Below are 19,728 nucleotides of genomic sequence, written 5' to 3'. Positions count from 1 at the left end.
TCAGGGTGAGTCCATGAAAGTTGAGCTTGTTACGAACCTCAAGCGCCAAGCCACAAAGATTCTGGCAGATCTGCACTTGTCGAAAGAGCCGGTACTGATCACCGAGCATGGTCAGCCATCCGCATACCTTGTCGATGTGCAAGATTACGAGTTTATGCAGCGCCGACTTGAGCTGCTTGAGGGGCTCTCACGAGGAGAGCGTGCTGTACTTGAGGGAAGAACGTACAGCCAAAGTGAGGCCAGGGAGAAAATGAGTAAATGGCTGAAGTAATCTGGACAGAGCCCGCCCTTCAAGAACTGGATGCCATCGCTGAGTACATTGCTCTGGATAACCCTGCTGCCGCAAGTTACCTGGTCCAAGAAGTTTTCGATAAGACCGAGCGTTTGGAAAATTTTCCCCAATCCGGGCGGATTCCTCCCGAACTCCCCAATTCGGTATACAGAGAGGTAGTGGTTCCACCGTGTCGTATTTTTTATCGTGAGGATGAGAAGCGGGTTCTCATCCTCTATGTCATGCGAGAGGAGCGGCAGCTTCGTGCGTTCATGCTTGGAAGCAGCTAACCCGGCGCAGTTCACTCGGATGCCTTTGTCTGCGCTTCGCTATGCCAAAGTCACCGGTGCGCTTCGGTGTTACGAAAAGCGTTCGTCTTGACGTACGTACTCGATGGCGTACACTGATGAAAAGTTGAACACGCAAGAGGTGTGTCATGACCGGAATCACTGCAACAGAGGCGCGAAGCAACCTTTATCGGTTGATTGATGAAACTGCCGAGTCTCACCAACCAATCGTGATCATGGGTAAGCGGAACACAGCCGTCTTGGTATCGGAAGAAGACTGGTCGGCCATTCAGGAAACACTTTACCTGCTTTCCGTACCTGGTATGCGGGAGTCTATTCGTGAGGGGATGGATACCCCCGTGGATGAATGCGATGAGGAGCTGGACTGGTGACATGGAAGTTGGTTTACACCACGCAAGCCCAGAAAGATGCAAAGAAACTGGCCTCCAGCGGCCTTAAACCCAAAGCCCAGGATCTGTTAGCGCTGATAGCAGAAGATCCATACCGCAAGCCGCCTCCGTTTGAGAAGCTCATTGGTGATCTTGCGGGTGCCTATTCACGCCGCATCAATATTCAGCATCGTCTGGTCTACCAAGTGCTAGAGGACGAGCAAGTGGTGAAAGTCCTCAGGCTCTGGAGCCACTACGAATAATGCATAACCTACAGGCCATAGAAGGGAATCCTATGACTAAGCATGTTGGTTCTTGCCTGTGTGGCATAGTGAAATTTGAGGTCCATGGAGACTTCGACAGTTTCTACTTGTGTCATTGTAAGTATTGTCAAAAAGATACGGGATCGGCTCATGCGGCAAATTTATTCTCGCAGTCAGCTAAACTTACCTGGCTGGCGGGTGTAGATGCAGTGACTTCCTTTACGCTTCCAGGTACTCGCCACAACAAAAGCTTTTGTAGATCGTGTGGATCAGCATTACCAAATGCTCTACTTACAGGCCTGCTCGTTGTTCCTGCAGGGTGTTTGGATACTGAAGTTTCTGTGTCGCCAACTGCGCACATCTTCACGTCGAGCAGAGCGATCTGGGAGGGGGCGATTGGTAACGCGCCAGAGTTCGGGGGCCTGCCAGAGTAGGCTAAGATCACATAACCGGCGGCTGCCGGCGGGCGCACCTTCGCTGGCGCTCCGGCACGCCGAAAAGGTCTCTCTATGGCCCCCTAAATCGATCACTGGAAGGAGCATGCAATGAGAATAGGCCTTCTGATCATCGCCGTATTCTGGACGCTTCCAGCTTCGTCCCAGACACTCCAGGTTATGGGGTCAGACGAGGGTTTTCTGCCGTTCTACTACGGTGACAACCTGGACAAGGGCATTTTGGTCGAGGTGATCAATGATTTCAGCCTGGAGGCCGGTATCGCCGTCGCGTTCCGTCCGATGCCGCGTAACCGCCAGGTCTGGGCCCTGGAAGAAGGGCAAGCCAATGCGGTTTTCGCCAACCCGCTGTGGATGCCACTGCCGGACCGGATGTACGCCGTTGGGCCGGTATTAACCTGGCGTGATCGTGTGTTCGCGCAACCAGGCCGACAGCCGGGCTCCTTCGATGACCTTCAGGGCAGCATTTGCCTGCGCAGATGGTTTGTGTACAGTGATCAACTCGAGCGGCGGGTCGGTACCAACCTGAGCCGCCATGATGCATACAATGCTCAGCAGATGCTGGACATGTTTCTGCACAAACGGTGCGATTACATCGTCATGAACGAGCTGGAGTTCCGGTTTATGGCGCAGTTGCTGGACATCGACCCGCACCGGTACCGCACCGAACTGATCGACGCCGAATGGCCCGTCTATCTCGGTATCCTCAAAACCGAGACGGCTCTGATTGAGGCCGCAGAAGCGTTCTTTTCCACCCACACAGTTGATGTGGAGACCATGCTACCCAACCTGCCGCCGCCGGACCGGCATTTCTCGATTGAGACGAACAAATAGGGCACTTTCGTGCGGACATGCTTTTATTAGCCAACCCGTCGCGTTACTCGGATACCTGAACTGAAACTTTCCATATCCCGACCCCGTAGCTTGATGAGCAGGCGTCGGGAGCGCGGTCGTCGTTGTGTGTGATGGCTCTTCGATCCCTTGCGGTTAAGAAACTACGATCAACTTAGGGATTAGAGCGATGAATAACAAAGTCATGACCGTATCGGTTTTATCTGCCGCTGTGGCGCTGGCGGGTTGTAACAGCAGCTCCGGTGGCGGTGCTGCAATCACGCCCTTTCAGTGCAACGCTGAAGGAGATTTAGCAGCGCTGACAACAAACGATGTGCTGGCGGTGACGGCAGACAACGCCTGCCTGGTGCGTTTCTCACTGTCTGATCCATCCACGGTTTTGGCCGTGGGCTCCCTGGATGTGGCGGGCTCGGTTGTGGGGCTGGATTTCCGGCCGGCCTCCGGTGAACTCTATGCGCTGACCGATATGGGCCAGTTGGTGCTGGTTGACCCCATGACGGCAGAAACCACCCTGGTGACGGCCAGCATCGGCGAACTGACAGGTGCCCGCTACGACATCGATTTCAATCCCGCCGCCAATGCCTTGCGCCTGGTCAGTGATGCCCGGCAGAACTTCCGCATGGGGTCACCGGCGCTGGTTGAGAACGCGCAGCAGCAAGCGCTGGTAGACGGCACCTTCGGTTACCTTCAGGGCGTGGTGGCTACGGCCTACACCAATGTGAATCCCGGGCAGGAAGGCACGCAGATGTTTGTGATCAGCGCAGACTCCCGCACCTTTTTCCAGCAGAACCCGAACGTCGGCCTGCTGACCCGCATTGGCGGGCTCTTCCCGAGCGCCGAATCGGTGGATGTCAAAGGCTACAACGTGTTTACCACCGAAGGCGGTATGAACGAGCACTACGCCGTGTTCGAGGTGGACGGCAGTGTGGGCCTGTACGGTATCAATCCGGAGACCGCAGCCACCACGTTGATCAAGCCATTGCCGGCCCCTGAGGCTGGTGGTAACTACATGGATCTGGTGGTGAATGATGTTACCGATGAGCCTGCCTTGCGCGAGTTCATTGTGTTCGAACAGTCTGCAGACGATGATTTCGTGCTACGGATAGTCGAGCTGAATCCGGCGGACTCGATGCCGGGCATGGCGCTGGCGGGATATGATGAAACCTTGCCAGTCACCGGCTTGGTTGAGGGCGACGTGATTGTTGGTTTCGATCTTCGCACCACCAGTCCTGAGGGTGCGGATGATGGCCTGTATGCGGTTGCTCAAAGTGGCCGAATCTACCTGCTGGAAGAAAGCGATCCGATCATTCTGACGCCAGAGGCACAGGCAACGGAAATCGCCACTCTTGCCACCGATCTCTCCGGCACCCGTTTCGACATCGACTTCAACCCCCGTGCCGATTTGCTGCGCATTATCGGCGATGCCGGCCAGAACCTGCGGGTGAACCTGGATGAGGACCGTGTGCTGGCGGATGAAGCGCGCGCAGCCGGTTTTGCCTTTGCCGATGGCACCGTTCGCCTGGGCGACACCATGGTGCCGGCACCGGTTGCGGTGGCTTATCGTGCAGCGCCGATGCAGCTTGAGGGCGTGATACCCAGCCTGGATTTCCAGTATGTGATCGATGCGCGAAACAGCGGCCTGGCGCGGGTAGCGGTGCCTAACGACGGCGCCCTGGTGGCAGTGGGTGATGGCTTGCTGGAAGGCTTGGTATTGCCCACGGATGGCGCTATTCAGCAAACCATGGACATTGCCCAGAGCGGCACCGCCTATGCAGCCCTGAGAACCTCAGCAGGTGCGGGCTCTATGCTGTACACCCTCAACCTTCTGGCTGGCACCGCCGAGCAGGTCGGCCCGATTGGTGGTACGGCCAACCCGGTGGCGGTTAATGCCATGTCGGTTGTGATTCCCGAGCCGGTGGTGATGGAAGCCGGGCGCTGATCACACCTGTATAATCTCGCCCCGGCCTTGTGCCGGGGTTATTTTTATAACGAGATCTATACTTGCATTTCGAAGACACTGACACAGAGAATGCCCTGTAGATAGAGGTATTGATGCGACAGCGCTGCTCAGGGCATGAAATTGACGCAGCGAGAGCGTTCGGTCAACTTGAGCATTAGCCTATGCGGAGCCTGACAATCGACCGTAAGAATCCGCCTGATTCAACATTGGGGGCTCTGGCCACCAGAGCGCTGGCGCGCCCGGGTGCGCCGATTCCCACATCTTTGTCCATTCGCTTTGCGGACTATGTTGATACTAAAACCCGCCCGTATATTCACGCGGTCATTGTTATTGGCGCTATCGGGTACTTCCTGTTTGCGCTCGGTGATCTCGTGGTCGCCCGGGATGTTTTCTGGAGCTCGCTGCTGTTGCGAGCTGTGTTTTTGGCAGCCGTGCTGGGTCTGACCCAGTGGATGGTTGTGAAGGCGCAGAATATCTATTTGCTGGAAGCCGTTGGTGCTTTGTACGTGCATGTGGCGGCCGTTATCTGGTATTCGGTGCTGTTTCGGAGCTCAGGCCCAGAGGTGGGCGTTTATGCCTTTGCCAGTGTCATTTTTGTGCTTTGGCTCAACATTGGTTCGAGTGCGCGCTTCAGTACGGCGGTTATAAGCTCCTGCACACTTACTGCGCTGGTTCTGGGAGGCGTGTGGTGGCTTAACCAGGGCGAATGGATGCGGGTGTTCATCTATGCGAGTTTGCACGCGTCTGTTCTTGTATTTGGTTTGGTGATCAGCTGGTACAACAGTTTCAATCAGCGCCGTCTGTTTCTGTATGGCGTTATCGATGAAGTGAAGAATTTGGAGCTGAAGGAAGCCAACCGCCTGCTCTGGTCTCAGGCCCATACTGACCCGCTGACCGGCTTGCCTAATCGCTCGCTGTTGTTTGACAGGTTGACGCAGGCACTGGCCTCAGCGCACCGGGAGCAAAAAAGGGTAGGGTTGCTGTATGTGGATCTGGATCAGTTCAAACCAGTAAATGATACCTATGGTCACGCGGCAGGTGATCAGGTGCTGCAGGCGGCGGCCAGTCGCATGAGTGCCATTGTGCGGGCCTCTGACACCGTTGCCCGTGTGGGCGGGGATGAGTTTGTGGTGGTGCTTCCTGGCCTTCGAGACGATTCCAATGCCATGAGCAAAGCCGCTGAAATCATCAAGACTCTCGCCGAACCTTTTCGAGTCGATTCTGCCGATATCACCATTGGGTGCAGTGTTGGCATTGCTATGTTCCCAGAGCATGGCGAGGACGCGGACCAATTGCAGCAGGTGGCGGATAGGGCGGTGTATGAAGCCAAGGGTGCTGGCCGTAATTGCGCTCGAATGGGAATAGGTAGTAGCGATCTGCCCTGATGCCTTGCTAGTATTAAGTGCATAAAACAACAAAAAGGCGTGTAGCCACTTTCGGGGAGTTTGCTGTTGGTGATCCCTTGCAAGGCATGGCGGATACTGGGTTTGGTGCTGTTCCTGATCGTTTGGCCGATCAGCACTGCAGCTATGGAGCCGGTAACCATCATGCCCGGCGCCGCCATCGGCCATCAGTTTCAATACTGGGAGGACACCAGCGCCCGCGCCACGTTGGATGAAATCCGGGCGCTGCCCGATGCCGCATGGCAGGTTCAGGCCAACGGCCGGGCAACCCTGGGTATTACCGAGTCTGCCTACTGGTTGCGGGTTCCGATTGTTAACCATACCCCAGACAGCCTCAGCCTCATTGCCGAACTCGGATACTCCCAACTCGACGACGTAACCTTCCATGTCATCGCCGAAGGTGCGTTGGTTCGAACATTCCAGACCGGAGATCGCCGGCCGTTTTACCCCCGTGACGTCGACCACCCCAACAGCCTGCTGCGTTTCCAGCTTGCCCCGCAAGAGGCAAAGACCCTCTATATCCGGGTTGCCACTGAAGGCACCATGGTGTTGCCGTTCAGTCTCTGGCGTGAGAATCAGTTCTACGAATCCGCCGGGGCCGAGCAAAAGCTGCAGTTTTTCTATTTTGGCAGCCTCACCGTGATCATTCTGATCAACCTCGCGGTGTTTCTTACTCTGCGGGAAAAGCTCTATCTGTATTACTGCCTGGCGATCTTCGGTTACCTGGTGTTTTTCGCGTCGATCCGCGGCTTCAGCTTTCAGCACATCTACCCTTCGTTTCCGGCGGTCCATGCCCAGGTGCTGATGCTGTCCATCCCGTTCCTGGCGATGTTCTCAATCTTGTTCTGTATGGAATTCCTTCGGGTGCGTTCCCACAGCCCCCGGCTCCGGGCCGCTTTGATCGGGATGCTGATCTTCGAGGTTCTGTACTTTCTGGCGGTACCGTTTCTGGACTACAAAACGGGGATACTGCTGGCGGCTGTCTCGGCGTTTGTATTCTTTTCCCTGTTGATGATTGCCGGGCCCGTGAGCTGGGCCGCCGGGGTTCGGGCCGGCATATTCTTTACCGTCGCATGGTCTCCGTTGACCGTGGGTGTCATGGCCACGGCAGGTCGGGCTTTGGGGGTGTTTCCTGAGAACTTCTTTACCAATTACGCCATGCAGATTGGTTCGGGGCTGGAGGCGTTTATTCTTACCCTGGCCCTGGCGGACCGCTTGTACCGGGAACGGGAGCAGAAGATTCAGGCCCAGGCCGATATTCTGCGCCAGGAAAAGGCGCGCCGTGATGCCCAGGACCGCCTGACTTACGCCATGACCCATGACCCGGCCACCGGCCTGCCGAACCGAAATCGCTTTGAATGGATGGTAGACGAACAGCTGAAACTGAACCCGGGTGGTTCGTACATGGTGGGTGTGGCTCGGGTAACCGGCCTGGAGGAGATTAACCGGACCCTGGGCCTTGAGCGAAGTGAGCGGCTGCTTAAGCGGCTGGCAGAACAGATGACCATGCTGGCAGGGCAGTTACCGATGGTGCATGCCACCCAGGATAGCCTGGGCAGGACTGAGCGTGTGTATCAGATTTCCGGAGACAGCTTTGGCCTGCTTGTGGATGCCCGCAAGGCGGGTGATGATTTTGGGGCATTGGACAGCGCCCTCAAGCAACTGGCGCAACCGATAGCACTGGATCACCTGGCGATTGATCCGCACCTGAAATACGGCGCCGCCAGCTTCCCCGATCATGGTAAAAAGGCCAGTGTGCTGATCCGCAATGCCCACGTGGCGATGGAGATGACGCCCCGGGGCTCATTCGAGACGGGGTTCTATTCCGGCAAGTACGACATCTACGATGAAAGCCGGCTGACGTTGATTTCGCACCTGCGAGAGGCCATTCAGAACCGGCAAACCGAGCTGTATTACCAACCAAAGACTCGCCTTTCCACGGGTGAGGTGGTCGGCGTTGAGGCATTGATGCGCTGGTTTCATCCTGAGCGTGGCTGGGTGCCGCCGGATGAGTTTATACCGCTGGCGGAGAAGACCGGGGTCATCAAACACCTTACCCGGTGGGTTGTTAACCAGGCCCTGGCAGACCTCAAGTCGCTGCAAAGCGTATGTCCGGGGCTGACCATGTCGGTCAATATTTCGGCCCGGGACCTGCTGTCTCCAGGCCTGGATGAACTGTTTGCTACGGCCCTGGAGACCTATGGCTTGCAGGCCGGCGATGTCATCGTGGAGCTTACGGAAACAGCAGCGATGGACGACCCCGAAAAAGGTTTGCAGGCGCTGGAACGGCTTGCCAGTTCTGGCCTGAAGGTGTCCATCGATGATTTCGGGGCCGGCTATTCGTCGTTATCGTACCTCAAGCGCCTGCCGGCCAATGAAATCAAGTTGGACCGGTCACTGCTGCAGGATATCTGTACCAGTGACAGCTCACGAACGATCGCTGAAACCGCCATCACCATGGGCCGCAGCCTGGGTTTTCTGGTGGTGGCGGAAGGCGTGGAAGACGAGGCCTCCGCCCAACTGTTGGCAACCCTGGGGGCCGATATGTTGCAGGGCTTCTGGCTATGCCGGCCAGCCCCGCTGGAGTCGATAAAAGACTGGCTGCTTACATCCAATGCCGCCGTTTGAAGAACCAGATCAGGCCAGCGGTAACGGCAATGATCAGCCCCCACACCATCGGGTAGCCGTAGTACCAGCCCAGCTCCGGCATGGCCCAGGGGCTTTCCGGGTGCTCAAAGTTCATGCCGTACACGCCCACAATAAACGTCAGCGGGATGAAGATGGTGGCGATGATGGTCAGTACCCGCATGGTGTCGTTGGTTTTCTGGCTGATGCTGGAGAGATAGATATCCAGCATGCTGGTGGCCATGTCCCGGAAGCTTTCCAGCAGTTCAATAATCTGGATGCTGTGATCTTGGCAATCCCGGAAGTAAATCAGGATGTCCTGGTGTATCAATGAATTTTCCATGCGCATCAGGGTGGTGAGTGCTTCCCTCTGGGGCCAGAGAACCCGCCTGAGCATCAGCAGCTCCCGCTTGAGGTGGTGCAGGGCCGTGAGGGTCTGTTTGCGGGGGTGCTCCAGCAGGTCGATTTCCATCTCCTCCAGCTTGTCGCCAAAGGTTTCCAGCACCGGGAACGCGGAGTCGGTAATCAGGTCCAGCATGGCGTAAAGCAGGTAGTCGATGCCCCGGGAGGTAAACCGGCGGTTATTGGGCTGGCGAATGCGTTTGCGAACCGGCTCGAAGGGGTCTTCTTCCAGTGGGCACAGGCAGATCAGGTAACCAGGACCTGCGAACAGGCTGACCTGGACCACTTCCAGCCGGTCGCCATCAAACATCGGCATGGCGGCGATGAGGAACACCTGGTCGTCATACAGTTCCATTTTGGGCCGTTGGCCACTGTTGAGTACATCTTCCAGAGCCAGGTCGTGCAGATCGAACATATCGCCCAGGGCCCGCAGCGTGTTGGCATCAACCGGTCCGTTGACCTGAATCCAGGTTTTGGAGTCCCGCTCCAGGTAGTCCTGGCACTCCTCCGCTGTGGCCAGCCGTTGTTCTTCAACATGATCACCCGAGTAGTCCATCAGGTGAATGGACATCTTATGGTCGGAGTCAGTGGAGACCAGGGTGCCAGGGGCGGTGCCGGGCGCATGGTAGTGCTTGCTGAAGTAGGCCATGTAAAGCGTATCCTGCGGTAACGGTTCAGCTTAAAACGTAGCACAAAGCCAGGAAAAACAGCGTAAAAACCGTTGGTTACTCAATGTTAATGCATCAATGGTCAATTTTTTGGAATAGATTCGCGGCCCACCCGTCTTCCTGATGAAAGCAACCCGAAAGGGCAAAACACAGGAGGATGTTTCCATGAAAAAGCATGTACTGACACTCGCAATCTGTTCTTTGGTTTCCACCGGCGTGTTCGCCCAGCAAGGTGCCGCCAATGCGAACGTGGAGGCTGAGGCCAACATGAGCGCCCAGGCCAGTGCCCGTGATGGTGCGTCGGCTCAGGGCAGCGGCTCAGCCAATGCGCAGGCTCAGGTTGATGGCGATGCGGCCCGTGACGAAGCCGCCGACCACGGTGAGGCAGTAAGCACGGAGGCTCGTGAAAGTGCCAGCCAAGCGGCCACCTTGGGCGCTGAAGTTGGTGAGCGGGTCAGCGGCACTGCCCGGGCCCAGGGTGAAGCGGCCGTGGACAGCGCGGCCCAGCGCCGTGAGCAGGCCCGTGAAAGGGTGAATGAGGCCCGAAATGCCGAGATTCGTGCTGAAACCAACAAGCAGATTGGAACGTCTGTTTCTGACACGGTCCGTGGCGAGGTACAGAGCACTGTGCGGGGTGCTGTGCAGGGTTCTGCCCGCAACGGTGGTCAATAATCACTCATCCGACCATGGCCGGGCCCTGTGCCCGGCCTTTGTTTGTGAGCGAACCAAGGAGCAGACATGCGTAACATTCAACGAATGTCGATCTGGTTGGTAACGCTGGGGCTTGCGGTGCCGGCGGTACAAGCGGATTCCGAAGTGAACGGGTACCTGGCTGGCGGCCTGGAACACGACAGCAACGTGACGGTAGACGAACTGAACGCCTCGTCCGATCAGAGTGACGAAGCCTGGGTGTTTGATGCCGGGCTGGAAGGCATTCTGAAACCCACAGAAGCGCTGAACCTGACCCTGGGATACGACCTGTCCGGGCGCCGGTATCACAATCTGGACCAGTTTGATCAGGACATTCACCTGCTCTCGGCAGACCTGAGCTACGATTTTGATCCGGTCACTGTGGGTGCCAGCCATCACTATTCCTACGCTACCCTGGATTCTGAGCGGTTCCTGGATTTCCGGCGCACCAGCCTGTATCTCGGCAGCCTGATTGGCGAGAACGTGTACCTGCTGGCCAGTGTTCAGGACAAATCGAAAGATTTTAACGACGGTACGGCTCGGGATTCGGACATCCGGGGTGGCAGTTTCGATGCGTTCTTCTTTTTCAATCAGGCCCGGAGCAACCTGGTGTTCGGGGTTGATCTGGACGACGAAGATGCCCGCTCGGATGCCTACGACAACCAGTTGCTCCGGTTGCGGCTGGCGTTGGTACACCGGTTTACCGTCGGTGGTCAGGACAGCCGTTTTCGCTTGAGTTGGCGTTACGAAGACCAGGAATACGATGAGGTGGTGATCACGGAAGAGACCGGCCGGGGGTTGAACGATTTTCTGACCCGGGATCTGGAAGAGCGAACCAGCCAGCGGGTGGACAAGGCCCGGGTGGTGGAAGCCAGCTGGCGGCTGGGCCTGAATGAGGTGTTTAGCCTGGAGCCGAAGCTGTCCTACGGCCACTACACCTCCACCATCGATTCTGCGGATTACGACCGGTTTGTGGCGGGCGTGTCGCTGCGCGCAGGCTTCTAGTAATCCAGCAGGCCATGGCCGAACCGGGTATCGCGGCCCGGTTCGCCGAGGTCCTGTGCATTGCTCGTCAATGCCTCTATGGCCCCGGGCAAATCAACCCGGCTGAGCTCGCAGGCCAGTGCCGAGGCCACCACCGGGGCAGCCAGAGACGTGCCGCTGTCCAGCGCCATGTTACCCTCGGGTATGGCTACCGGTACCGCAACACCGGGGGCGGCGAATTGCACCTGCTCGCCCTGGTTGGCCCAGCGGTATAGTTCACCAGAGCCATTCACGGCCGTGACACCGATCACCGGCCCATAGGCTGCCGGGTAAAGTGGGGCTGCTGCTGGCCCCTCGTTGCCGACAGCGGCAATCAAACCGATTCCCCGATCATTCAGCCGTTCGATGGCTGTTTTCAACAGCCGGTTGTCCGGCCCGGTCAGGCTGATATTGATCACTGAAACCTCCTGGGCGGCCAGCCAGCTCAGGCCATCCAGCAAGTGCCCCAGCGTAGCCCCGGACAGCGCCTGATCACGCCCGTAGAACACCGAGGCATTGAACAGCGTGGCCCCCGGTAATCGCGCCGGCCAATGCGGCGCCTGGCGGCCGATCATCAGGCTGGCGACTGCCGTACCGTGGGCAGTGGGAGCGGCAAGTTCGCCCTTTGCCTCTGCCAGTTCCAGAAAGCTTTCCTGAACAATCTGTGCGCCTTCAAACATCGGGTGGTCCAGCGCAATGGCGGTATCCACCATGCCTACCCGCACTGGTGCGGAGCACAGGCTTTGCCACTGGGGCAGGGCCGCATCGCTGCTTTCGGGGGCATTGTCACTTTGTGGCGCATAAATGTGGTTCCGGTCCAGCTGCTCTGCCAGCCCCGGTAGCTCCGATTGCAGGGCGTCCAGGGAGTCCAGTGCCGGGGCTACCCGAAACCGCACCAGAATCATGCCCAGGCCTGACAGTTCCCGGCGCTCCAGAATGGTGATGCCGGGGCGGTCCAGTTCGGCGACTTCAGCGGCGGTGCCGGTGGCCAGCCACTGGCGCTCCACGGCCCGGAAGCCGTCATCCAGCATTACATCATTGAACGCTTTGCCGCCTTGCTGCGTGTGAATAGGGAGAGAGCGCGGTAACCGGGGCAGCTGGCCCCTGGCCTGTTCAACGCGGGATTCAATGCGCTGTTCCACGGCGTCCAGCCGGCGGCCCATGGAGCGTTCAATGGCCCGCTCGGTTTTCTGCTCTACCTGGCGGGACACAGAGTCCAGTTGCCGGTCCAGTGCCTGGCTGCCAATGGCCAGCGCCATGGTAGACACGGAACACAGGGTAAGCACGCTGATCAGGCCAAGGGTGGAATCGAATTTCATAAACGCCTTCCGGTTGAGCAAAGGGTGTAGGGCTTTCTGGTTATTTAACGGCCGGCGGTGAAAAAAATTCCCTCGGGCCGGGAATAACGTTCGGCCTGAGCCGTTCTACTGATAACACTCACTAAAAGACAATGCCATGCAACAGGAATTGACTGAACTGTTACCCGGGCTGCGGCGATTTGCCTATTCGCTGACCGGCTCGATGCCGGATGCCGATGACCTGCTACAGAGCACGGTGGAACGGTTGCTGGCACGGGACCGGCCGGATGACGCAGATCTCACCAAATGGGCGTTCCGGGTGTGCCGTAATGTGTGGATAGACGAATGCCGGGCCAGAAAGGTTCGCCGGGAAGCGGCCGAAAAGCCGGAACTGTCGGATGGCCAGGTGGTCAACGGCGAACACCACACCACCCAGCAGATCGAATGGAGCAGGGTAGATGCGGCCATGGCGGAGCTGCCCCAGGACCAGCGCCAGATTATCTCACTGGTGGCCATTCAGGGCCTGCCCTACAAGGCGGTGGCCGATATTCTGGAAGTCCCCAAGGGCACCGTCATGAGCCGCCTGGCACGGGCAAGGGCCGCGTTAAGTGAGGCATTGGCGCCGGCGGCGGGTATGAGGACCGAATCATGAACATCACAGACGAAGTACTGTCCGCGTTTCTCGATAACGAACTGAGCGAGCCGGAAATGAACGCGGTGCGCAATCAGATCGCCCTGGACCCGGCACTGGCGGACCGGCTGGCGGAACTGGCCTCGGTGGATGCCGAGTTGCAGCGGCATTACGGGGCCATTGATCAACAGCCCATGCCGGATGCCGTAACCCGCATGCTGGCGCAGGCCGCCCCCGAGAACCGCCCGGACAACGTGGTGGCCTTTCCCTGGTGGCGCCGGCTGAAGGAACATTCCGGAAAAGCTGTGGCTGCGGCGTTTGTGGCCGGCTTTGCCATGACCCAGTGGCTGGGCTCACCGGCGGTGGACGATCCCGCATGGCCGTCCATCGCCCAGGCTTTGGAGCAGCAGCCCAGCGGTCAGGCCTATGAGGTTAATTCCGATGCCACCGTTATGCCGAGACTGACCTTCCGGAACCAGGCTGGCGACTGGTGCCGTCAGTTCCGCGTTGACCAACCAGGGGCATCTTCTGAAAACGTTGCTTGCCGGGATGCTGGCGGCACCTGGCAGGCCGTGGCCCGCGCCAAGGTTGAACCGCACCAGCCCGGCCAAACCTACCAGACAGCCAGTGGTGGTCAGGCCATGGACGATACCCTGGATCAACTGATGGCTGGGCCTGCACTGAGCCCGCAAGACGAGCAACAGCTGCTGCAAGATGGCTGGGACAACCCCTGAGCCCTGCCAATGGTCTAAGCTTTTGGTAGACAAAGGAGGCCGTTATGTTTGTGGCAGAGAGATCCACCGGGCACTTGATTGAAGTGCTGGATACCCAGGCGTTGTTCAACCCTCATAAAAGCCGGATCAAGGGCAGTATGCACTACGGGGAGGAAGCCCAGGATCCGGAATTCTATGAGAAAAGTGATCTGGCATTCCCCTCGGGCGAGGCATTGCCCAAGTGCTGGACCGATCCGGATTACCGCCTGAAACCGTAGCCGGAAACGGAATATTTGAATCCTTCCTCTCATTTCTGTAACCTTTTTATTAATTGAACGTTCAATTAACGAAAAGATACGGAAAAGCGCACGCCTGCCATGCCAAAAGTCGGAATCAAAGACACCCGTCGCCAACAGTTGATAGACGCCACCATGGAGTCCATCGCCGAGCTGGGGATGCAGAACACCACCATTGTCAGCATCAGCAAGCGGGCGGGGATGTCCTCCGGGATTATCAGCCACTACTTCGGGGGCAAGCAGGGGCTGATCGAGGCGGCCTTGCGTTATCTGCTGGACCAGCTCGGCAAGGAGCTGCGGGAGCGCATGGCGAAAACCGATCGCTCCCCGGCCCAGCGGCTGGATTGCATCATTGAGTCCAACTTTTCCGAGTTCCAGCGTTCGGCGCTGGCGGCGAAAACCTGGCTCAGCTTCTGGGCCCGTTCAATGCACGAGCCGGGGCTGAAGCGGCTGCAGCAGATCAACAACGCCCGGCTGTACAGCAACCTGCGCTACTCGTTTGCCCAGGTGTTGCCGCCGGAGCAGGCCACGGAAGCGGCCCGGCAAACCGCAGCGATGATTGACGGCTTCTGGCTGCGCAGCGCCCTGAGCCTGGACCCGGCCGAAAGCTTTGAAGCCGGCGAGCGGCTTTGCAAGCAGTTTGTTCACGAGACACTGGCCCGGGCAAGCGCCTGAGCCAACGCGAATTCCATGGCCCACAAGGCCTGAAGACACCGAATTGAGGTTACCAACCGCTTATGTCTGCATCTGTTCCTGTTGTTCAGAACTTTGTCCACGGCCGGTTTCTGGCCAACCGTTCCGGTGAGACCTTCCCGGTGGTGAATCCGGCCACCGGCCAGGTGATCTACCAGGTGGAAGTAGCGGATGAGGCGGTGCAGCAGGCCGCCATTGAAAGTGCCCGCGCCGGCTTTGCCCAGTGGGCGGCCACCCCGGCTATCGAGCGCAGCCGGATTCTGCTGAAAGCGGTAGCGCTGCTGCGCGAGCGCAATGACGAACTGGCAGCGGTGGAAGTACGCGACACCGGCAAACCCTGGCAGGAAGCGGAAGCGGTGGATGTGGTGACCGGTGCCGATGCCATCGAGTTCTTTACCGGCCTGGCGCCGTCCATCGAGGGCAATCAGCAAGACCTGGGCGGTGATTTTTACTACACCCGTCGGGAGCCGCTGGGGATCTGTGCCGGTATTGGCGCCTGGAACTACCCGATCCAGATTGCCTGCTGGAAGTCCGCGCCGGCCCTGGCCTGTGGCAACGCCATGATCTTCAAGCCGTCGGAAGAAACACCCATGGGCGCAGTGAAGCTGGCGGAAACCTTCATCGAGGCCGGCGTGCCAGCGGGTGTGTTCAACGTGGTGCAGGGCGCGGCCGAGGTGGGCCAGTGGCTGACCCATCATCCGGAGATCGCCAAGGTATCGTTCACCGGCGAAGTGGCCACCGGCAAGAAGGTGATGGCGGCGTCTGCTTCGTCCCTGAAAGACGTGACCATGGAGCTGGGTGGCAAATCCCCGCTGATCATCTTTGACGATGCGGATCTGGAGAACGCCATCTCTGCAGCCATGGTGGGCAACTTCTACACCCAGGGCGAAATCTGCACCAACGGCACCCGGGTGTTTGTGCACGAAGACATCTACCCGCGCTTTATTGAACGGCTGTTGGAACGCACCCGCAAGAACATCAAAGCCGGTGACCCGATGAACCCGGCCACCAACTTCGGTGCCCTGATCTCCAAAAAGCATCAGGATCTGGTTATGGGCTACATCGGTAAAGGCATCGCAGAAGGTGCCACGCTCAGCCACGGGGGCCGGGCGTTTGAGCCGGAGGATGCCAAAGGCGGCTACTTCGTAGAGCCCACCATTTTCACCGACTGCACCGATGACATGACCATCGTGCGGGAAGAAATCTTCGGGCCGGTCATGTCCGTGCTGACCTTCCGCGACGAAGACGAGGTGATTGCCCGGGCCAATAATACCGATACCGGTCTGGCTGCCGGGGTGTTCACCAACGACATCCGCCGGGCGCACCGGGTGATTCACCAGATCCAGGCCGGTATTTGCTGGATTAACAGCTACGGCGCCTCGCCGGCGGAAATGCCGGTAGGCGGCTACAAACTCTCCGGCATTGGCCGGGAAAACGGGCGCGAGACCATTGCCCACTATACCCAGATCAAATCGGTGTATGTGGGAATGAACGACCTCGACGCCCCGTTTTAAGCCCACAGGCCACAGAGGAGAGCGCGTATGACAGAAAACCGATACGACTACATCATTGTGGGCGCGGGCTCGGCCGGCTGTGTGCTGGCCAACCGCCTCACCGAAGACGCCCGCCACAAGGTGCTGCTGCTGGAAACCGGCGGCAGCGACAAAAGCATCTTCATCCAGATGCCCACGGCCCTGTCCATTCCCATGAACACCAGGAAGTACGCCTGGCAGTTCGAGACCGAGCCGGAGCCGTATCTGGATAACCGCCGCATGCACTGCCCCCGGGGCAAGGTGCTCGGTGGCTCCTCGTCCATCAACGGCATGGTGTATGTGCGTGGCCACGCCCGGGATTTTGACGAATGGGATTCCGAGGGTGCCACAGGCTGGCATTACCAGAACGTACTGCCGTATTTCAAAAAGGCGGAGACCTGGGCCTTTGGCGGCGATGACTACCGGGGCGACACCGGCCCGCTGGGGGTCAACAACGGCAACAACATGCGTAACCCGCTGTACAAGGCGTTCATCAAGGCGGGTGTGGATGCCGGCTACCTGGAAACGGCGGATTACAACGGCGCCCAGCAGGAAGGCTTCGGTGCCATGCACATGACCGTGAAGAACGGTCGCCGCTGGTCCACCGCCAACGCCTACCTGCGCCCGGCCATGGCGCGACCGAACCTGACGGTGGTGACCCACGCCCTGGTCCATAAGGTCCTTCTTGAGGGCAAAACCGCCACCGGTGTGCGTTACGAGCAGGGCGGCAAGATGCACGAGGCCAATGCCGCTGAGGAAGTGATTTTGTCTGCCGGTTCCATAGGTTCACCCCATCTGCTGCAGTTGTCCGGCATCGGCAAACGAGAGGTGCTGGAACAGGCCGGTATTGAGGTCAAGCACGAGCTGCCCGGCGTGGGTGAGAACCTGCAGGATCACCTGGAATTCTACTTCCAGTTCCGCTGCAAACAGCCGGTGTCGCTCAACGGCAAACTGGACTGGTGGAACAAGCTCAAGATCGGCGTGCGCTGGATTTTGCGCAAAGACGGGCTGGGCGCCACCAACCACTTCGAGTCCTGCGGTTTTATCCGCTCCAAGGCGGGTGTCGAGTGGCCGGACCTGCAATACCACTTCCTGCCGGCGGCCATGCGCTACGACGGTAAGGAAGCCTTTGATGGCGACGGCTTCCAGCTGCACATCGGCCACAACAAGCCGAAAAGCCGGGGCTATGTTCGGGTTCAATCCGCCGATCCAAGACAGGCACCGACCATTCGCTTTAATTATCTGGAGCACGAAGCCGACCGGGAGGGTTTCCGGGACTGCGTGCGCCTGACCCGCGAGATCATCAACCAGCCCGCCATGGACGATTACCGGGGTGCGGAAATTCAGCCCGGCGTGGCTGTCCAGAGCGATGACGAAATCGATGCCTTTGTGCGCCAGGCGGTGGAGAGCGCCTACCATCCGTCCTGTTCGTGCAAGATGGGTACCGACGCAATGGCGGTAGTCGGGCCAGACACTCGTGTACACGGGCTCAATAATTTGCGGGTAGTGGATTCGTCCATCTTCCCGACCATACCCAATGGCAACCTGAATGCGCCCACCATCATGGTGGCCGAGCGGGCAGCCGACCTGATCCGGGGCAAGGAGCCCCTGCAACCTGAGGATGTGCCGGTCCATATGGATGACCAGTGGCAGGCACACCAACGACCGGGGCAAGCGAAACGGGTACTGATCTAGCACCCGAAGCCCCGGCCCCGGGGGCGCAACGCCTCCGGGGTTAGCAAACCATCAGGATTTCCCTATCAACGCGACGGCTGTGCTGGTCGTTTCCTGGGCGTCAGATAGGCAAGTCCTGGCCCGTAACGAGAAGAAAACGCGGGGGTTTGTGTCCGATTCGAATTAAGCAGCGCTTAAAAAGTAGAGGAGGAACACCCATGCTGTGCATTAAACTGAAAACAACCAACCGGAGGCTCAGCGCATGACACTCTGGTTATCCACAGGCCTGATCTTCACCTTCGCCGCCATTGTCCTGATTCTGTACAAATGGTGGGACGTACAGTGCATTGGCGTAACGCCGGTTCGCACCCTGACGTTCATCGCCATTCTGTTCACCTCGGGCCTGGATGTAGGGCTGATCATGTTCCCGCTGACGGAGTTCGGCAGTTATGCCGATCTGTCTGCCAGCCCGGAATACGGGTTCGCCAATCCCCTGGCCATTGAGTTTGGCTTCTGGGCGTTCCTGATCTGGGGCTTCTATTTCCTGACCTGTTTTTACTTCGCCATCATCGAGCCGAGGGTGAAGTTCTTCGAGATTCCGGTGGTGAAAATCATCAATAACGTGGTGATCATCGGTACCTGTGCCTTCACGGCGTACCTGTTGCTGGTGAACCTGCCCTGGTATCTGCCGCAGTTGGGCGACGGTGAAACCGTGATGCCGGCGTTCTATGTGATCGTGTTTGCGGCCATTGCCCTGGCCGTGTACTCCAGCTCCAAGATCAAGTATGTGCGGATTCTGAGTATCGGTTCCAGCGTGTTGTTTATTGCCCTGATTGCCGGCATGTGGCTGCGGGCCTTTGCCCTGGGCAAGGGCTCACCGGCGGATTTCTTCGGTACCGCGGGCATGCTGGGGGAATATTTTACCAACATTCACCGATTTGCCCTGCCGATCAACGACTACCATGAGTTCTACCTGTTCTGGTGGTTCTCCTGGAGCATCATGATCGGCCAGTTCACCGCCCGTTTTGTCAGTGGCATCAAAACCTGGCAGTTGCTGATCGCCATGCTGGTGGTGCCGTCCATCGCCATCGGTGTGTGGTTCTCGGTGCTGTTCCACTACCATGTCGAGGGGCTGAAAATTGCGGCGCTCACCAACCTGGCCATGATTTCGGTGGGGGTTCTGATGGTGGTGAACTCACTGGACTCGCTGATTCGACTGTACACCGATAACCTGAACCTGACCGCCCGGCGTATGGGCCGAATGAACTACGTGATCGTGAATTTTGGCGTTATGGTGATGCTGACCATGCTATTCCAGCTGGATTTTCTGCGTATTCAGTGGGTTGGGGCCTTGGTGATCGGCCTTTACTTCGCCTGTTTTGCCTACATTCTGGCGAACAAACGGGCCGAGGTGGCGGCCATCAAATCGTCACCAAAAGAAAATATTCTGGATTTCCGAAAGATTGAACTTGCGGGATAAGGCCCCATAGATAGCTTAAGCCTATTCCGGGTTTGGAAATAATCAATTTTCACCCAGTGGGCCAAAGCCGTATCTTACGCACCGTTTTCAAGACTAAACCCAAATGAACCAACAGGAGTTATTCTG

20 protein-coding genes are annotated in these 19,728 nt (G+C 58.2%); 18 read left to right on the top strand and 2 right to left on the bottom strand.

Features of this window, described 5'->3' with window-relative positions:
* Positions 1-13 precede the first annotated feature (13 nt).
* From FIV08_RS19180 to FIV08_RS19140, 9 genes are all read left to right on the top strand, one after another.
* Entirely contained in the window at positions 14-271 is a 258-nt protein-coding gene (locus FIV08_RS19180; protein ID WP_022990189.1) for a type II toxin-antitoxin system Phd/YefM family antitoxin, read from the top strand.
* Complete coding sequence (locus tag FIV08_RS19175; RefSeq protein WP_072675918.1) at positions 259-561, top strand: type II toxin-antitoxin system RelE/ParE family toxin; 303 nt, start codon at positions 259-261, stop codon at positions 559-561. Before FIV08_RS19180 ends, FIV08_RS19175 begins: the two co-directional genes overlap by 13 nt.
* Before the next feature lie 146 nt (positions 562-707).
* Positions 708-950, top strand: coding sequence for a type II toxin-antitoxin system Phd/YefM family antitoxin (locus tag FIV08_RS19170; protein WP_152439487.1), 243 nt, complete (start codon positions 708-710; stop codon positions 948-950).
* Positions 947-1,210: a Txe/YoeB family addiction module toxin gene (locus FIV08_RS19165; protein WP_152439486.1), complete on the top strand. Its 264-nt coding sequence runs from the start codon at positions 947-949 to the stop codon at positions 1,208-1,210. The genes FIV08_RS19170 and FIV08_RS19165 overlap by 4 nt, the downstream gene beginning before the upstream one ends.
* Positions 1,210-1,644 carry a GFA family protein gene (locus FIV08_RS19160; protein WP_323847458.1) on the top strand — a complete coding sequence of 145 codons (435 nt, stop codon included), beginning with the start codon at positions 1,210-1,212 and terminating at the stop codon, positions 1,642-1,644. The genes FIV08_RS19165 and FIV08_RS19160 overlap by 1 nt, the downstream gene beginning before the upstream one ends.
* A 111-nt stretch (positions 1,645-1,755) precedes the next feature.
* Positions 1,756-2,496, top strand: coding sequence for a substrate-binding periplasmic protein (locus tag FIV08_RS19155; RefSeq protein WP_152439484.1), 741 nt, complete (start codon positions 1,756-1,758; stop codon positions 2,494-2,496).
* Positions 2,497-2,683: 187 nt separating this feature from the next.
* The gene (locus FIV08_RS19150) at positions 2,684-4,453 is read left to right on the top strand and encodes a DUF4394 domain-containing protein (protein WP_152439483.1); all 1,770 of its coding nucleotides are present in this window, start codon (positions 2,684-2,686) and stop codon (positions 4,451-4,453) included.
* Positions 4,454-4,635: 182 nt separating this feature from the next.
* The gene (locus FIV08_RS19145; protein ID WP_152439482.1) at positions 4,636-5,859 is read left to right on the top strand and encodes a GGDEF domain-containing protein; all 1,224 of its coding nucleotides are present in this window, start codon (positions 4,636-4,638) and stop codon (positions 5,857-5,859) included.
* Between the two features lie 69 nt (positions 5,860-5,928).
* Positions 5,929-8,505 (top strand): EAL domain-containing protein, encoded by a 2,577-nt coding sequence (locus FIV08_RS19140; protein WP_228715565.1) that lies wholly within the window; start codon positions 5,929-5,931, stop codon positions 8,503-8,505.
* Here the strand turns inward: FIV08_RS19140 and corA are convergent.
* A complete protein-coding gene (corA, locus tag FIV08_RS19135) occupies positions 8,483-9,553 on the bottom strand; it encodes a magnesium/cobalt transporter CorA (protein WP_152439481.1) in 1,071 nt (356 codons plus the stop codon). The genes FIV08_RS19140 and corA overlap by 23 nt on opposite strands.
* Before the next feature lie 184 nt (positions 9,554-9,737).
* Here corA and FIV08_RS19130 point away from each other — a divergent pair, with 184 nt between their 5' ends.
* Together FIV08_RS19130 and FIV08_RS19125 are read left to right on the top strand one after the other, a co-directional pair.
* Positions 9,738-10,244, top strand: a complete 507-nt coding sequence (locus tag FIV08_RS19130) for a hypothetical protein (protein ID WP_152439480.1) — start codon at positions 9,738-9,740, stop codon at positions 10,242-10,244.
* A gap of 66 nt (positions 10,245-10,310) precedes the next feature.
* On the top strand, positions 10,311-11,267 hold the full coding sequence (locus tag FIV08_RS19125) for a surface lipoprotein assembly modifier (protein ID WP_152439479.1): 957 nt from the start codon (positions 10,311-10,313) through the stop codon (positions 11,265-11,267).
* Here the strand turns inward: FIV08_RS19125 and FIV08_RS19120 are convergent.
* Positions 11,264-12,604: a S8 family serine peptidase gene (locus FIV08_RS19120; RefSeq protein ID WP_152439478.1), complete on the bottom strand. Its 1,341-nt coding sequence runs from the start codon at positions 12,602-12,604 to the stop codon at positions 11,264-11,266. The genes FIV08_RS19125 and FIV08_RS19120 overlap by 4 nt on opposite strands.
* Positions 12,605-12,740: 136 nt before the next feature.
* Here FIV08_RS19120 and FIV08_RS19115 point away from each other — a divergent pair, with 136 nt between their 5' ends.
* The 7 genes from FIV08_RS19115 to FIV08_RS19085 all read left to right on the top strand — a co-directional run bounded on the left by FIV08_RS19115 (position 12,741) and on the right by FIV08_RS19085 (position 19,602).
* Positions 12,741-13,235 carry an RNA polymerase sigma factor gene (locus tag FIV08_RS19115; RefSeq protein WP_152439477.1) on the top strand — a complete coding sequence of 165 codons (495 nt, stop codon included), beginning with the start codon at positions 12,741-12,743 and terminating at the stop codon, positions 13,233-13,235.
* Positions 13,232-13,948 carry a hypothetical protein gene (locus FIV08_RS19110; RefSeq protein ID WP_152439476.1) on the top strand — a complete coding sequence of 239 codons (717 nt, stop codon included), beginning with the start codon at positions 13,232-13,234 and terminating at the stop codon, positions 13,946-13,948. The genes FIV08_RS19115 and FIV08_RS19110 overlap by 4 nt, the downstream gene beginning before the upstream one ends.
* A 44-nt stretch (positions 13,949-13,992) precedes the next feature.
* Positions 13,993-14,205, top strand: a complete 213-nt coding sequence (locus FIV08_RS19105; RefSeq protein WP_152439475.1) for an acetyltransferase — start codon at positions 13,993-13,995, stop codon at positions 14,203-14,205.
* A 99-nt stretch (positions 14,206-14,304) separates the two neighbouring features.
* Entirely contained in the window at positions 14,305-14,898 is a 594-nt protein-coding gene (betI, locus tag FIV08_RS19100) for a transcriptional regulator BetI (protein ID WP_061332048.1), read from the top strand.
* Between the two features lie 62 nt (positions 14,899-14,960).
* Positions 14,961-16,430: a betaine-aldehyde dehydrogenase gene (gene betB, locus FIV08_RS19095; RefSeq protein WP_152439474.1), complete on the top strand. Its 1,470-nt coding sequence runs from the start codon at positions 14,961-14,963 to the stop codon at positions 16,428-16,430.
* Between the two features lie 27 nt (positions 16,431-16,457).
* Complete coding sequence (gene betA, locus FIV08_RS19090) at positions 16,458-18,143, top strand: choline dehydrogenase (protein ID WP_152439473.1); 1,686 nt, start codon at positions 16,458-16,460, stop codon at positions 18,141-18,143.
* Between the two features lie 241 nt (positions 18,144-18,384).
* The gene (locus tag FIV08_RS19085) at positions 18,385-19,602 is read left to right on the top strand and encodes a BCCT family transporter (protein ID WP_152439472.1); all 1,218 of its coding nucleotides are present in this window, start codon (positions 18,385-18,387) and stop codon (positions 19,600-19,602) included.
* Positions 19,603-19,728: the final 126 nt, after the last annotated feature.

The organism is Marinobacter sp. THAF197a (assembly GCF_009363275.1).
Lineage (GTDB): Bacteria > Pseudomonadota > Gammaproteobacteria > Pseudomonadales > Oleiphilaceae > Marinobacter.
This window is presented reverse-complemented; position numbering and strand designations above follow the sequence as displayed.